Source organism: Rhizobium fabae, from assembly GCF_003985135.1.
Lineage (GTDB): Bacteria > Pseudomonadota > Alphaproteobacteria > Rhizobiales > Rhizobiaceae > Rhizobium > Rhizobium pisi.
In genome coordinates this window covers 1-12,536 of the sequence record NZ_ML133656.1, presented here as the reverse complement: position 1 = coordinate 12,536, position 12,536 = coordinate 1, and the positions used below count along the sequence as shown (strand labels likewise).

13 protein-coding genes and 2 pseudogenes are annotated in these 12,536 nt (G+C 58.5%); 10 read left to right on the top strand and 5 right to left on the bottom strand.

Annotated elements, in window-relative coordinates:
* The first annotated feature begins 2 nt into the window (after positions 1–2).
* From EFB14_RS23245 to EFB14_RS23230, 4 genes are read left to right on the top strand one after another with little or no spacing between them, the layout of a single operon-like run.
* Entirely contained in the window at positions 3–878 is an 876-nt protein-coding gene (locus EFB14_RS23245) for a shikimate dehydrogenase (protein ID WP_126829054.1), read from the top strand.
* 25 nt (positions 879–903) lie between these two features.
* The gene (locus EFB14_RS23240; RefSeq protein WP_125850974.1) at positions 904–1,272 is read left to right on the top strand and encodes a 5-carboxymethyl-2-hydroxymuconate Delta-isomerase; all 369 of its coding nucleotides are present in this window, start codon (positions 904–906) and stop codon (positions 1,270–1,272) included.
* Between the two features lie 28 nt (positions 1,273–1,300).
* A complete protein-coding gene (gene aroQ, locus EFB14_RS23235) occupies positions 1,301–1,750 on the top strand; it encodes a type II 3-dehydroquinate dehydratase (protein ID WP_125850977.1) in 450 nt (149 codons plus the stop codon).
* A 17-nt stretch (positions 1,751–1,767) separates the two neighbouring features.
* The gene (locus tag EFB14_RS23230; protein ID WP_126829053.1) at positions 1,768–2,805 is read left to right on the top strand and encodes a Gfo/Idh/MocA family protein; all 1,038 of its coding nucleotides are present in this window, start codon (positions 1,768–1,770) and stop codon (positions 2,803–2,805) included.
* Positions 2,806–2,952: 147 nt separating this feature from the next.
* Here EFB14_RS23230 and EFB14_RS33530 read toward each other — a convergent pair.
* The 3 genes and pseudogenes from EFB14_RS33530 to EFB14_RS23215 form a co-directional block, all read right to left on the bottom strand.
* Positions 2,953–3,030, bottom strand: a pseudogene (locus EFB14_RS33530) (sulfite exporter TauE/SafE family protein); the annotation flags it as partial.
* A gap of 93 nt (positions 3,031–3,123) precedes the next feature.
* On the bottom strand, positions 3,124–4,569 hold the full coding sequence (locus tag EFB14_RS23220; protein WP_126829052.1) for an adenylate/guanylate cyclase domain-containing protein: 1,446 nt from the start codon (positions 4,567–4,569) through the stop codon (positions 3,124–3,126).
* A 182-nt stretch (positions 4,570–4,751) separates the two neighbouring features.
* On the bottom strand, positions 4,752–5,846 hold the full coding sequence (locus tag EFB14_RS23215; protein WP_126829051.1) for a nucleotidyltransferase family protein: 1,095 nt from the start codon (positions 5,844–5,846) through the stop codon (positions 4,752–4,754).
* A gap of 497 nt (positions 5,847–6,343) precedes the next feature.
* Between EFB14_RS23215 and EFB14_RS23205 the strand changes: the two are divergent.
* Positions 6,344–6,460, top strand: a pseudogene (locus EFB14_RS23205) (SMP-30/gluconolactonase/LRE family protein); the annotation flags it as partial.
* 265 nt (positions 6,461–6,725) lie between these two features.
* On the top strand, positions 6,726–7,034 hold the full coding sequence (locus EFB14_RS23200) for a hypothetical protein (RefSeq protein WP_245438289.1): 309 nt from the start codon (positions 6,726–6,728) through the stop codon (positions 7,032–7,034).
* 109 nt (positions 7,035–7,143) lie between these two features.
* Here the strand turns inward: EFB14_RS23200 and htpG are convergent, their stop codons facing one another.
* Both htpG and EFB14_RS23190 read right to left on the bottom strand, forming a co-directional pair.
* On the bottom strand, positions 7,144–9,030 hold the full coding sequence (htpG, locus tag EFB14_RS23195) for a molecular chaperone HtpG (RefSeq protein WP_126829050.1): 1,887 nt from the start codon (positions 9,028–9,030) through the stop codon (positions 7,144–7,146).
* Positions 9,031–9,268: 238 nt separating this feature from the next.
* Positions 9,269–9,505, bottom strand: a complete 237-nt coding sequence (locus EFB14_RS23190) for a DUF982 domain-containing protein (RefSeq protein WP_125850987.1) — start codon at positions 9,503–9,505, stop codon at positions 9,269–9,271.
* 290 nt (positions 9,506–9,795) lie between these two features.
* Here EFB14_RS23190 and EFB14_RS33010 point away from each other — a divergent pair, with 290 nt between their 5' ends.
* The 4 genes from EFB14_RS33010 to EFB14_RS23170 all read left to right on the top strand — a co-directional run bounded on the left by EFB14_RS33010 (position 9,796) and on the right by EFB14_RS23170 (position 12,204).
* Positions 9,796–10,365 carry a hypothetical protein gene (locus tag EFB14_RS33010; RefSeq protein ID WP_164737571.1) on the top strand — a complete coding sequence of 190 codons (570 nt, stop codon included), beginning with the start codon at positions 9,796–9,798 and terminating at the stop codon, positions 10,363–10,365.
* A 91-nt stretch (positions 10,366–10,456) separates the two neighbouring features.
* Positions 10,457–10,651, top strand: a complete 195-nt coding sequence (locus EFB14_RS23180; protein WP_126829049.1) for a hypothetical protein — start codon at positions 10,457–10,459, stop codon at positions 10,649–10,651.
* Between the two features lie 734 nt (positions 10,652–11,385).
* Positions 11,386–11,727 carry an NIPSNAP family protein gene (locus tag EFB14_RS23175; RefSeq protein ID WP_126829048.1) on the top strand — a complete coding sequence of 114 codons (342 nt, stop codon included), beginning with the start codon at positions 11,386–11,388 and terminating at the stop codon, positions 11,725–11,727.
* A 258-nt stretch (positions 11,728–11,985) separates the two neighbouring features.
* Entirely contained in the window at positions 11,986–12,204 is a 219-nt protein-coding gene (locus EFB14_RS23170) for a hypothetical protein (protein WP_125850995.1), read from the top strand.
* Positions 12,205–12,536: the final 332 nt, after the last annotated feature.

Genomic DNA, 12,536 nt, shown 5'->3' with positions numbered 1-12,536 from the left:
ACATGACAGTTTCAAGCGAAACGACGAAGCGCGCTGTGTTGGTGGGACTGATCGGCGCCGATATCCAGATGTCGAAGTCCCCGGCCCTGCATGAGCGCGAAGGCGCGCTCCAGGGGCTCGACTATCGCTATGAACTCCTCGACCTTGCGGAGCGCGGCCTTCCGGCCACAGCCCTACCCGATCTTCTGGCAGAGGAGGAAGCGCGTGGCTTTGCCGGCAGCAACATCACCCATCCCTGCAAGCAGACGGTGATTCCGCATCTGACGGATCTGTCCGAGGACGCCCGCATGCTGGGCGCCGTCAACACGGTCGTGTTTAAGGATGGAAGACGGACCGGTCACAACACGGACTGGTACGGTTTCTACGAAAACTTTCGGCGCGGACTTCCTGACGTCCCGCGGCATCGGGCTGTCCTTTTGGGTGCCGGCGGAGCCGGTGTCGCGGTCGCACATGCCACAATGAAACTCGGCATCGAGCGTCTTGCGATTTTCGATCAGGACGTTTCCCGTGCGGACCGTCTGGCGGAGGATCTGAACAGCCGGTTTTCCGCTGAACGGGCTTTTGCGATCACTGATGTCGGCAAGGCGATGCGGAGCGCCGCCGGCCTCATCCATGCGACGCCGACGGGCATGAAAAACCATCCGGGTCTGCCGATCGAAGAGAGTTGGCTTGAACCCCGCCATTGGGTCGCCGACATCGTCTACATGCCGCTCAAGACCGAGCTTCTGGCGCTTGCAACCCGTCTTGGCTGCCGCACCTTGCCGGGTGGCGGGATGACGGTGTTTCAGGCGGCGGCCGCGTTCAAGCTCTTCAGCGGTATCGAACCCGACGCCGAACGCATGAGCGCCCATTTTACCGAACTGTGCAAAGTCTCCTGATCCAGGCTGGCGAAGGAAGAAAGCGATGCCCCATATCGTCATCGAATACAGCGAGGGAGCCGGAAGTCGCATCGACATACCGGGGCTGGTAAAGGCCGTTCATCGCAGCGTGCGAGACAGCGGCGCCGTCAAGCCGAATGCCGTGCGCACTTTTGCGCGCGAGGCCACGCATTCGCTGGTCGCCGACGAGCATCCTGCCAATCAGTTCGTACAGATCATCTTGCGGATCGCGCCCGGACGTACGCCGGACGAAAAACGGGCAATATTGCAGACGGTCTATGACGCAGCCGAAGGCGTCGCACGTCCGGCACTTGACGAGGGACGCTGCGCCCTGCGTGCCGACCTCATCCAGTCGGATCCCGATTTTGCGATCCACGAGACAACGCTGCCGTGACCATTCCGGCAATTCGAAAGGAAGAAGAATGAGCCTGATCTACGTCCTCAATGGCCCCAACCTCAATCTGCTCGGCAAGCGCCAGCCACATATCTACGGCCACGAGACGCTCGCCGATGTCGAAGCCGATTGCCGCCGGCTCGCCTCTGAACTCGGCCACGACATCCGCTTTCACCAGAGCAACCGCGAATACGAGATCATCGACTGGATCCACGAAGCGCGCGAGGACGGCGCCGGCATCGTCATCAACCCGGCCGCCTTCACCCACACCTCTGTTGCGATTCTCGATGCGCTGAATACCTTCGAGCAGCCGGTCATCGAGGTGCATATCTCCAATGTCCACAAGCGCGAAGCCTTCCGCCATCACTCCTTCGTCTCGCACCGCGCCGATGGCGTGATCGCCGGTCTTGGCACCGAAGGCTATCAGCTAGCGATCCGCCGGGTGGCAAGCCTGATCATGTCGGCCGAGAAGAAGTGACGCAGAAGGGGCTCGGCATGGAACGGAAAGTAAGGCTTGCGGTGCTCGGCGCCGGCCTGATCGGCAAGCGACACATCAAGCACGTACTTGCCGAGCCGCAGGCGGAACTTCTGGCCGTCGTCGATCCGATGCCGCTCGGGCAGCAGATCGCGCGGGAATCCGGCGCTAAATGGTTCCCGAGCTTTGCGGCAATGATCGAGACGGATCGTCCCGACGGCATCATCGTCGCGACGCCCAACCAAGTCCACGTCGCCAACGGTCTCGAAGCCGTTGCCGCCGGGGTGCCGGCGCTGATCGAAAAGCCGATTGCTGACGATATCGCGGCCGGTGAAAAGCTGATCGGCGCCGCGGAAGCCGCTGGCGTGCCGCTTCTGGTCGGCCACCATCGCCGCCACAATCCGATGATCCAGAAGGCCAAAGAGATCATCGACAGTGGCGAGCTTGGCCGCATTCTCGTAGCCAATGCGATGTTCTGGCTGTTCAAGCCGGACGACTATTTCGATATTGACTGGCGGCGCCAGGCTGGAGCCGGCCCAGTCTTCCTCAACCTGATCCACGACGTCGACAATCTGCGCTACCTTTTCGGCGACATCGTCGCCGTCCAGGCACGCGAATCCAGCGCCGTTCGCGGCAATGTCGTCGAGGAGACCTCGGTGATCTTGATGGAATTCGCAAGCGGTCTTCTTGCCACAGCGTCCGTTTCGGACTCCGTCGTCGCTCCCTGGAGCTGGGAGATGACGGCGGGCGAAAACCAAGCTTACCCGAAAACGGAAGAGGCATGCTACTTGATTGGCGGGACGCACGGATCCCTGACGATCCCGTCGCTCGACGTATGGAAGAACGGCATAAAACGCAGCTGGTGGGAGCCGTTCGAAAAGCGTCGCGTCGCCGTTCAGGACGAAGACCCGCTGGTGCTACAGATCCGGCAGTTCTGCAAGGTGATCCGTGATGAAGAAGCGCCGTTGGTCAGCGGGCGCGAAGGGCTGAACACATTGAAGGTCATTTTGGCCGTCAAACAATCCGCAGCCGGTGGCGAGCGCATAGTGCTGGGATAGAAACAAACCAACACGCCGGGGTGTTGAAGCACTGTGAAGACGATCGGCAGCTTGCTGCCGGATCCACGGAATAGCCGTGAAGGACTCTCCGAGTTGTAGCTGATCGGCAGGGAAATGCTCGCCTTGAAGGGGATCGAACCGCCGGCCCGCGGCAACCGACGGCACTCCGACCGATATCAGCGCAGGCAGGGATACGAACGACCCGCCGCCCGCCAGCGCATTCATGCTGCCTCCTAACAAGCCGCGGAAATCAGAAGCGTATCGCTCAAGATCGTGTCTTAGTCACATAGGGGGCGAGCGGCGTGATCCGATACTCTATCAGCCACGAGCGATCCGATAGACAGACGCGTTGCCTTCGACGCCCCGGAGCGGAGCTTCGAACTCCATGATTGTCTGTCCCGACAAAAGCTGCCGGACTCCTGGTGCCATATAGAGCGCCTCAGAGATGCAAATTTCCCCGGCATCGGCCAGAGACTGCACGCGTGCCGCGACATTCACCGTCTGGCCAAAATAATCAAGATTTTCGTTCAGCGTAACGGCGATCGAAGCGCCGCAATGGGCACCAATCTTCAGGATGATACCTGGCTCGCCATGCTCGCTATTGAAGCGCTCGATTTCGTCCAGGATCCTGAGCGCCGCCTCAACCGCATCCGCCGGCCGGGAGAACGCCGCCATTACAGCGTCACCGATCGTCTTGACGACGGCGCCACCATGTTGCTGCGCCGTCAATTCCAGCAAGGCGAAATGCTCTCTGACCAAGGCATAGGCGTTGAGATCGCCAAGTTTTTCGTAGAGTGCGGTGGAACCCTTTAGGTCAGTGAACAAGAATGTGACCTGACGGATGCCAAGCCCCTCGCGTTCATCGACACGCTCCGAGCGGAACAGTCGCCGGAAAGTTTGCCGCGCGATCAACATTCCACCGGAAATATATGGCTCGAATTCCAGCGCTGGTTTGCTCGGCAGCGCCACGATCTCGGGCGGCCAGTTGATCAGCATCAGCGAGCCGCGAACGGCTCCGCTATTGTCGACTTCCACAACACAGCGGCCAGGCGACACGATGGCTTGGTCGGGGGCGAAGCGATGTCCGTCATATCGAATCCGCAACACCGCGGGTTCCGGCCCCGGCTCACCGGCGATCCCGACCATGAAGGCAGCCTGCGTCTGAACGTTGACCCCGGCCAAAACGCCAGGCCCTAACTCGACCGGCAGTCTGACCGTCGCGCCGGTTGGCAAATAGGAGAGGCCGCGTACAAAGCCGCGCAGCATATCGACAAACCGCACCGACTGGCCTGGCAGTTTGCCATCGCCGGCAAACCGCAGCTTCCAATGAAAGTCCTCAACCGACAGAGAGCCCGGATCGTGAAACGAAAGACGGCGGAGGTTGGGCGAGGCGGAAAACGTCACCTCAATAAAATCGTCGAGATCGGTTTCGCCCGATACGTCGCAGAGGCCGCAAACATAATGCGTTTTTAGCGTGCGCAGCGAACCGAAACTGTCCAACACCATCCCGGACTGCGGGCAGAGCACGTCCCAATGCATCTCGAAAAGACCACAACGCGCTGCATGCAGGAAAAGGTCAATGCACTCGCCTTCGCCGATCGCGCGGTCACGGGCAAAGGCGAGCGGGTTGACCCGGTAGAGCGACAATTCCTCGCTGCTGCGGATCAACGCCTCAAACTTGGAAACCACACGCGGGCTCCAGGATCGAGCTTTCTCGATCTCGGTCATCTTTCGTTCGAGAAGGCCATCATCGATACCGTTCATGGTATCCAACCCACCCGTTGGTGCGGCGACGTCGCTAACACCTTCCGCCGGTCTAATCCCAGGCATTCATCTCTGCTACACTCTCTTTTAATGCTACTTTATCCAAACTCTTGAAACAAGCCGCGGCCTATGGAAGGCATCCGCTTCTTCGTCTGCAGGCATGTCCGAAGACAGTCCCTACCCTAGTCCCCGAATGGAAGTTCGATCTCTTCTCGGTTCCTCTTCGCGCCTTCGACGAGCGCGGCGGAAAACCGCCCAATATCCTCGGGCGACATCATCCCTGCCCCTGCCCTAATGCCTTCTCGCCATGCAGGACCGCGTTCCCACGCCTCGTTGTAGGCGAATGCCAGGTCGGATGTTCGCCGGGTCTGCTGCAGTGCTTCGAAGAGCAGCGCAGCTTGGCGGACGTCTTTCTCACGCTTCGCTGGCCCCTGCCCGTCGGTGTGCCGGCGGCTGGCGACTATGAGTTTGTGGATCGCGTATCGGGACGGATCAGGGACAACGACCGGGACACCGCTGCGATGGAGCAGCATGGTTCGAACCGGCTCCCTGATAAGGAAGTCGAGGAAGCGCAGCGGATCGGCGCTGGCACCGCCGAGAGCGGGCATCTTCGCGGGCTGGTCGATGTCGTCGTCCGATCCGCGATTCGACGTCAGGAACTCCACCCGATAGCCGTCGGCGTTCTGAAATGCCGACGAGGCCGCTGCTCCCGATCGATGAGGAACCGGGCGGAAGGAAGGGTCGACTCCCTGTAGGAGATCGACGATGGGAGGCAGGCTGTCTTCGACTTCGCGGCTGATGGCGTAGTCCTGGGCAATATCTGCATCGCCGGTCAGGATCGCAGCCATGGGCAGGCGAACGCCAAGCAGCCCGGAATAGCACTGGAACGCTACCGTGCCGATGAGGACACCCCGGAGCCGGAAAAGGCCAGCGGTCGCCAATGCCTCGACGATGTCTCCGGACATGGCATCGGGTGCGATCATCCCGCCCTCGCGGGTGAGACTGTTGACCATCCTCCTCCGGGCGCGGATGTCATCCTTGTCGCGCTTGTGGTCGGCGACGCGCTGCGCGATAGCCGGATCGTCCGCAGGGCCGACGTAGCGACGTGTCGTACCCCCATGTCCATCTGGGATGTCAAAGTACCAGTACTTCCGGCCCTTTACGTTCGCCGGGGTGAACCGGCCTTCCGGAGGAAAGTCGGCCGTCCAAGCGGCGTCGAGCGAGCGTTGGCCCAGCTCGGCGAGCATCGTCTGGTACATGAGGTCGATGGATTTCATCGGCTCGACTCCGGTGTTATACTGTTTTTCAAAAACAGTATAACCAGCGAGGAGATAGGGAACAAGGTGGGATGTCGTAGGGGCCGTCCGGAGACAGATCGAGCCGGAGTAGCCTCCGTTGTAACGTCTTTGCGCAAACGTTACAACGCGCTCAATAGCGGCAGCCGGAATGGCTCCGCATCGCAACCCGCTTTCTCCTCGGTCCAGACCTCGTTCGGGCATTTCTCGGCAGGGAAGCATGACTTACAGAAAAACCTGAGCGATCGAAGAACACAGACGCACCTCCATCCGAGGAAAAGCATCGTGAAATTGCGTCAGGCGCGGGAGGAGCCAGCGTTGCGAGAATGTCGAGTAGGATTGGATGGCCAGAATGTCTCGCCTGCCGCGCCGCGAGACACGTTTCGCCGCATTGCCGATCTCCAGGAATGCGCGGGTGACGCCATTGTAAAGCTACTGCCTTCGTCGGTCGGTACCACACCACGATGCAGCCGCTTGAACCGAACACCGTTGCAAACCTCGCCTTCGGCGGGCCGAAACGCAACCGCCTCTTCATCGCCGCCACCCGCTCACTTTATTCGGTCTACGTCGCAGCAACCGGCGCCCAGACGCCGTAGGCTGGCGAACTGGCGCCTATATCGGGGCAGTCCGGCGGATACGGCACCTCCCGACTTCCTGTGTGACGGGATTCTCATCGAGGCGTGCCGCGGCGGCCGTCTCCCTCTCTGGCTATTGGCAGGCACTGAAAAAATGCGAGCGCCGGCCCAAGCGCAACGGTTTAATAAGACTCAGCTAACTTACGCTTAAGTTTTAGTTAAAATGCGATTCACTGTGTTTGCAGATGATGGGCGACGTTTTCGGCAGCTGACGCGTTAAGACGCCATGGAACAGATTTACCGCCAATGGCAGCTCTCCTCCCGGAACGCGACGAGCTACCGCGCCAAATTCATCCTGGCGACGGAGATCCTGAAATCCGATATGTCTTCTCATGAAATCCGCCGAGCTGCCCGCCGTGTCGTTCGTGCGCTCGAAGCCGTCATCGATCTTCCTATTGCCGGCGCTGATGTACTGAGGACGGCGCGGGAGCACTTTGGAGCATTGACGGAACTCCTCGCAGCCATGGAACCCCAGCCAGCCGGTGACGATGGGCATTGTCCCGGCCGCGAGGGCCGCGACAGCAAGCTGATGTAACCCTTGGCCATGGGGCCGGGAAGGCTCGGCTTCTGACATGGCGCCGAGCGGGTTTGAGCTGACCCCGCACGATCGCCATGTCGGTAAGCAAAGCGTGAACAGGCTAACCCTACGACCGAACTGACCTCTCGAAAACCCTCGCCAGCCGTTGCGCGAATTTTCGGGGATCTTGTGGCCGTTCGCCGTCGAGAATACGCGCTTGGTCGAGCAACAGGAACGTTGCGTCCTCTTGATAAGACGCATCGTCCTCGACGGCCGCAATGGCTTTAATCACGGGATGTGCCAGGTTGATTTCGAGGATCGGTTTGGTGGCTCCCTGGAGACGACCTGCGTTTTGCAGGATCTTTTCCATCTGCCTGTCATAGCCGTCCTCCGGCGCAACCAGGCAGACCGCGCTCTCCGTCAAGCGGTCGGATGCCCGAACATCGGCGACTTGACCGGCCAGTTTTTCTCTTGCGAAGCCAATAAATGTCGCCAAACCGGCGCTGTCCTGTTCGGGCGGCGTTTGATTGTCGAGCCTTGGAAATTGCGCCAGATCCGCAGTTCCCTGCGTGATCGATTTGAACGCCTTTCCTTCGAATTCCGGCGCGTTCACCACCCAGAAGCTGTCGACCGAGTCGGTTAGCAGCAGCACTTCGATGCCACGCGCCCGGAAACCTTCGAGCTGGGGCGACGCCTTCAGTTGGTCCAGGCTGCCACCCGCAAGATAGTAGATGGCATCCTGGCCTTCCTTGGCGTCTTTGACGTATTCGGCAAGTGAACGGTGCCCTTCCGGCGATGCCGACGTGTGAAATCGTGCAAGCGCCATCAATTGTGCACGCCGCTCGTAATCCTCGTAAATGCCCTCTTTCAAGACGGGCCCGAAATTCTCCCAGAACTTGAGATAGGTCTCCGGCTCGCCGTCAGCCAGTTTCTCGACCGCTGTGATAACCCTGTTGGTGACACCCTTGCGGATTGCCGCCAGGATGGGACTCTCCTGGATCATCTCGCGAGAAACGTTGAGCGGCAGATCAGCCGTGTCGATCAGCCCTCGGACGAAGCGCAGATATCTGGGCATCAGTTCCGCATCGTCGGTGATGAAGACCCGCTTGACGTAAAGCTTCATCCTTCCTTTGCGTTCCGGATCAAACATGTCGAACGGCTGCGTTCCCGGTACAAACGCCAGGGCTGTGTATTCGTGCCGCCCCTCGGCACGAAAGTGCACAGTCAGGGCCGGTTCGTCGTATTGCCCAGATAGGCCGCGGTAGAAGTCGGTATAGTCTTCCTTGCTGACTTCGCTCTTCGATTTGGTCCACAGCGCAGTCCCGTCCGTAATCTGGACCGGCTCGCCATCGGGTTTGTCGACAATACGGATCGCGACCGGGACGTGACCGGATTGTTCTTTGACGATTCGTTCGACGGTCCACCTTGAGGTGTATGTCTTGGCATCTTCCATCAGATGCAGGACGATGCGCGTACCGCGGGGTGGCGCTTCGACGAGGTTTGCCGCCTCGACGCTATAGCTTCCCTTCCCGTCCGAGGACCATTTCCAGGCTTCCTCTGAGCCGGCGCGACGGGAAATCACATCGACATGTTCGGCGACCATAAAGCAGGAATAGAAGCCAACGCCGAATTGCCCGATCAATTGTGCGCCTTCAGCGGCCTTGTTCTCTGCAATCCGCTCCATGAACGCCCGCGTCCCCGACCTCGCGATCGTACCGAGCGCCTCAATCATCTCGTCACGCCGCATCCCGATGCCGTTGTCCTCCACGACAAGCTGCCGGCGCTCTTCGTCAAGCCGCAGCGTGATGCGGCTCTCGGGATCGGCCGCCAGCAGCGACGGCGTCTCGATCGCCTCATAGCGCAGCTTCTCGCAGGCATCGGCGCCATTCGAGATCAATTCGCGGAGGAAAACGCCCTTGTCCGAGTAGACGGAGTGGACCATCATGTGCAAAAGGCGGGCAACATCGGCCTCAAAGACGTGGCTTTCAGCGGTCTGTTCGACAGTTGTCGTCATGTGCTCGGATTCTCCAAAGGAATGCAACTTGCGCCAATCAATTGGCGAAACCAGGCTCAAAATTCAAGATCCGAACACAGGTGGTCGCGGCCGAAATATACCGTCGCGCAGTTGCCATTTTCACCACTAACTCATGCCCCAGCCGCAGCTGTGGGGTCTTATGGAGACGAACACCTATCTGCCGGTGCAGGAACTCGAGGAACATAGCGAGGTTGATGGGACGGCGTGGGAGCCGGCATCACGAACTGAATTTGATGTCGCTCGCTTTAGCTGCGGCAATGAATGCGCGGCGAACATGTTCCGCGTCAGAGATGTCATTGAAAGCGTCGAGGACGAGGAGTTCTGCCGCCCTGGCCGCTGGCGTTTGTTCGGGCCAATCATTGAGCAGTGCATTGCCGGCCTGCAGCACGGTGTAGACCGTTTTGGTCTTCCCTTTGATCGTAATCTTGACTGGCTTGAAAGTTCGCTTACTCAAGACGTATCCCCGATCACGCGATTCAACGAATCACTTCGCGGGTCGTTCCAATCAAAGTCAAGACGATTCTGGGTGATTTCGAACACCGCCGCGTGGTCGTCCTCTTCCCGCAGTCCCTTATGGAACGCGTGACGCAGCTTCCCGTCATGCGTCCAGGCCCGGTATTAGACCCGCCCAAAAGTGGCAATCGGGAACCTCATTGACATCGGTGCGTGATCCTAGCACGGGTAGCTGAAGGCGAAAGCTGCAAGTCCCGTTTGAAAATGGGCCGGCAAAGCCTTGGGGAATACATGTCTTTTTTGACTTTGCCGTGGGTCATTGGCGCAATTCCAATCGTAGTAACAGTTTGGGCTGCCTATGCTTGCGGTATAGCTATAGCCCAGAAAACGTGGACTAGCGGCGAAGCATTTTTAGGTGCATTACTTCTTCCGAGCGGCCTGACTGCAACCGGGTGTCAGTTAATTCTTTTAAATCAGAACATTACTATTCTTCTAATAGGCAGTCAGATAATCTCAAGCCTATGCTGGTTTATTGTGATGCATGCCAGTGGCTTTCGCCTGACACCGGTTGCAAACCTTGAAACGTCCAGCGAAAAATATCCGGGGCCTCTAAAGATTTTTGTTATTTTAGTGTCTGGGTACATTATATTTAATGTTGTATTCCTCTGGATAGTTCCCGGCTCTGGTCGCTGCACTATTGGGAAGTGCTTTGCTTATGAGTGGGCGCTAGGGAGAAAAGACCATGTGTTTGCAGGGTTGTACTTAGGGATTTCCTTTGGAGCGCTCGTGTTAATTGGAATACTTGCCTTGCTTTTTCGGGCATTTCTCAAATTTTACGCGACCACTTTTCCAAGTAGATAGTGGAGTTGCAGCGAATCGAGCTGCGTTGATGGAACGGCCTGCCCCGCGCTATGCTTTGGCAACCACCTAAACTTTTAGATGGAGAATCAGCATGCCAAGCCTCGCGCAGATGACCGGTTCGCTGCATATCCACAATTTCTATATCGGGAAGTTGAAAGCCAAGCAGGCACAGCTTTTTGGGAGCGACCCCGAATTGGCTCAGCTTCTCGACAATGTTGCTGAGGTTCTCAGCGAGCACGTAGTCGCCTTGACAGATGAAATCTCCGAGCTGGAATACGAAGAGTAGTCAGACTTCGGATTGATGCCGCTCCTGGCGGCGCGGGTCGGGGACTTCGCAAGGGAGATGATTCCGCGCGGCACGCGTGCTATCGCTTCTGAATATAGAGATTGGCCGCACAGTTCATTAACGTCGGGAAGAAGAATGCCAGTCGAGCTTGACCGCCCAGTTGCTGGAGATGAAGTTGTACTATTAGAGCGAACCACCCCGCAAAGATATCGCGAGTGGCTCATTGCCCTCACGGGTGGCATTGAAACGCTGCCCGCCGAATTTCGGGACCGCATGCCGGCCCCTGAGGAGGAACTGAAGACTCTCCTCGCGCGAATGCTGCCAGGAGATGAACTGTGGCTTGCGAGGTCGCGGCGCTTTGAGCCAACCGCCCTCATAGGGAACAGGGGTATTGCAGTCGTACGAAATGGCTTAGCCGTCTGGTATCGGATAGGTATGCACCACTAACTCATACGCCAGCCACAGCTGTGGTGGAGAAGAACACCTATCTGTCTGTGCACGCCGTGAATGAAGACGGCGAAGTGGATGGGGCGGCTTGATCCACATATCGCTTCGGGCTGGTCACCCCTGCAGGAATGCCAGAGTCTGAAATTATGCTGTAAATTCAATGAAAATGCTTTGGTTTGAGGGGCCTCGCGGGACTATTGATTACCTTATGGAATTTTATAAGCTGCCCCTCATTTCCGAGAGCGGATTGAGGACGCTCCAAAGGCATTCAGCATAAGGAGCATCCGATGATCCACGAATTGCGCATCTATACATGTCTGCCGGAGAGGCTGCCGGCACTGCAACAGCGTTTCGAGACCGCGACGCTGGCGATCTGGGAACGTCTCGGCATCCGCTCACTCGGCTTCTGGACGACGATGATCGGTTCTTCCAGCAACGATCTGACCTACCTGCTCGAATGGCGGTCGCTGGCGGAGCGCGAGCAGAAATGGTCCGAGTTCATCGCCGATCGGGAGTGGAAGGAAGCGAAGGCGAAGAGCGAGGCGGATGGGCCGATCGTGGCCAACATCGTCAGTTCGCTGCTGCAGCCGACACGCTTCTACCGCGGCTTCTCCAAACCGTCAGAATAACGGCCAGAAACTCCGCTGGAAATTGATTGAGAAGCGTTTCAGATGTGTTTCGGCGTGGACCCATTGAACCAGAGAATTATTTTAATCTCTGGCGCTGCGAGTCAACAGAAAGGTGCATGACTCACCCTCCTTTGTAGAGGATGCCCTCCCCTCGACATTCGAATATCGCCATGACGTAATGCTACGTCGGCAGTTGCCGTTGGCCCGGGGACCGACGCGGCGCAGTTCGTCCGCTCACCATCACATGGAGGGCTCGGGATGTTTTCTATTGCAGGCATGTTCTTCATTGAAATGAAGGAGGTTAAGCGAACACCCGAGGAGGTTGAGGCAACCGCCCTGCTTATGGGGATTGACGTGCGGACAATGGGGCACCTCTATGTGATCCGACCGCCAGCATCCGGCCTGGAGTCAGTCGAGTTATTTGTTGCTGCGATAATGCAGTCAAATCCGACTGGTGACACTGACGATGACATTTAGCCATCCAGGGACTCCAGGAGTGCAAACGACCAAGTCCGGCACCGCCACCCTCCTCGAAGACGCCACCGACCGGATCGCTGATATCTCGCGAGCGGATCTTTAGATCATGCTACGCCGCGCGGTCACTGCGGCTGCGCAATGCCGGCGCCGTGCCATTATTGCGAACAGGGAGGTTGCACGGAATGGGGAAGCTGGGGCAAGATCATGGTCGAGTAGCTATGCCATTCGGCTTCGCCCTCACAGATCCGGGCGGGCGGATTTCCCGCACCCGGCTCTTCCCGAGAGTAACCCGCATCATCTCCTGGCCTGCGCCCAAGTTCGAGTAATACGTG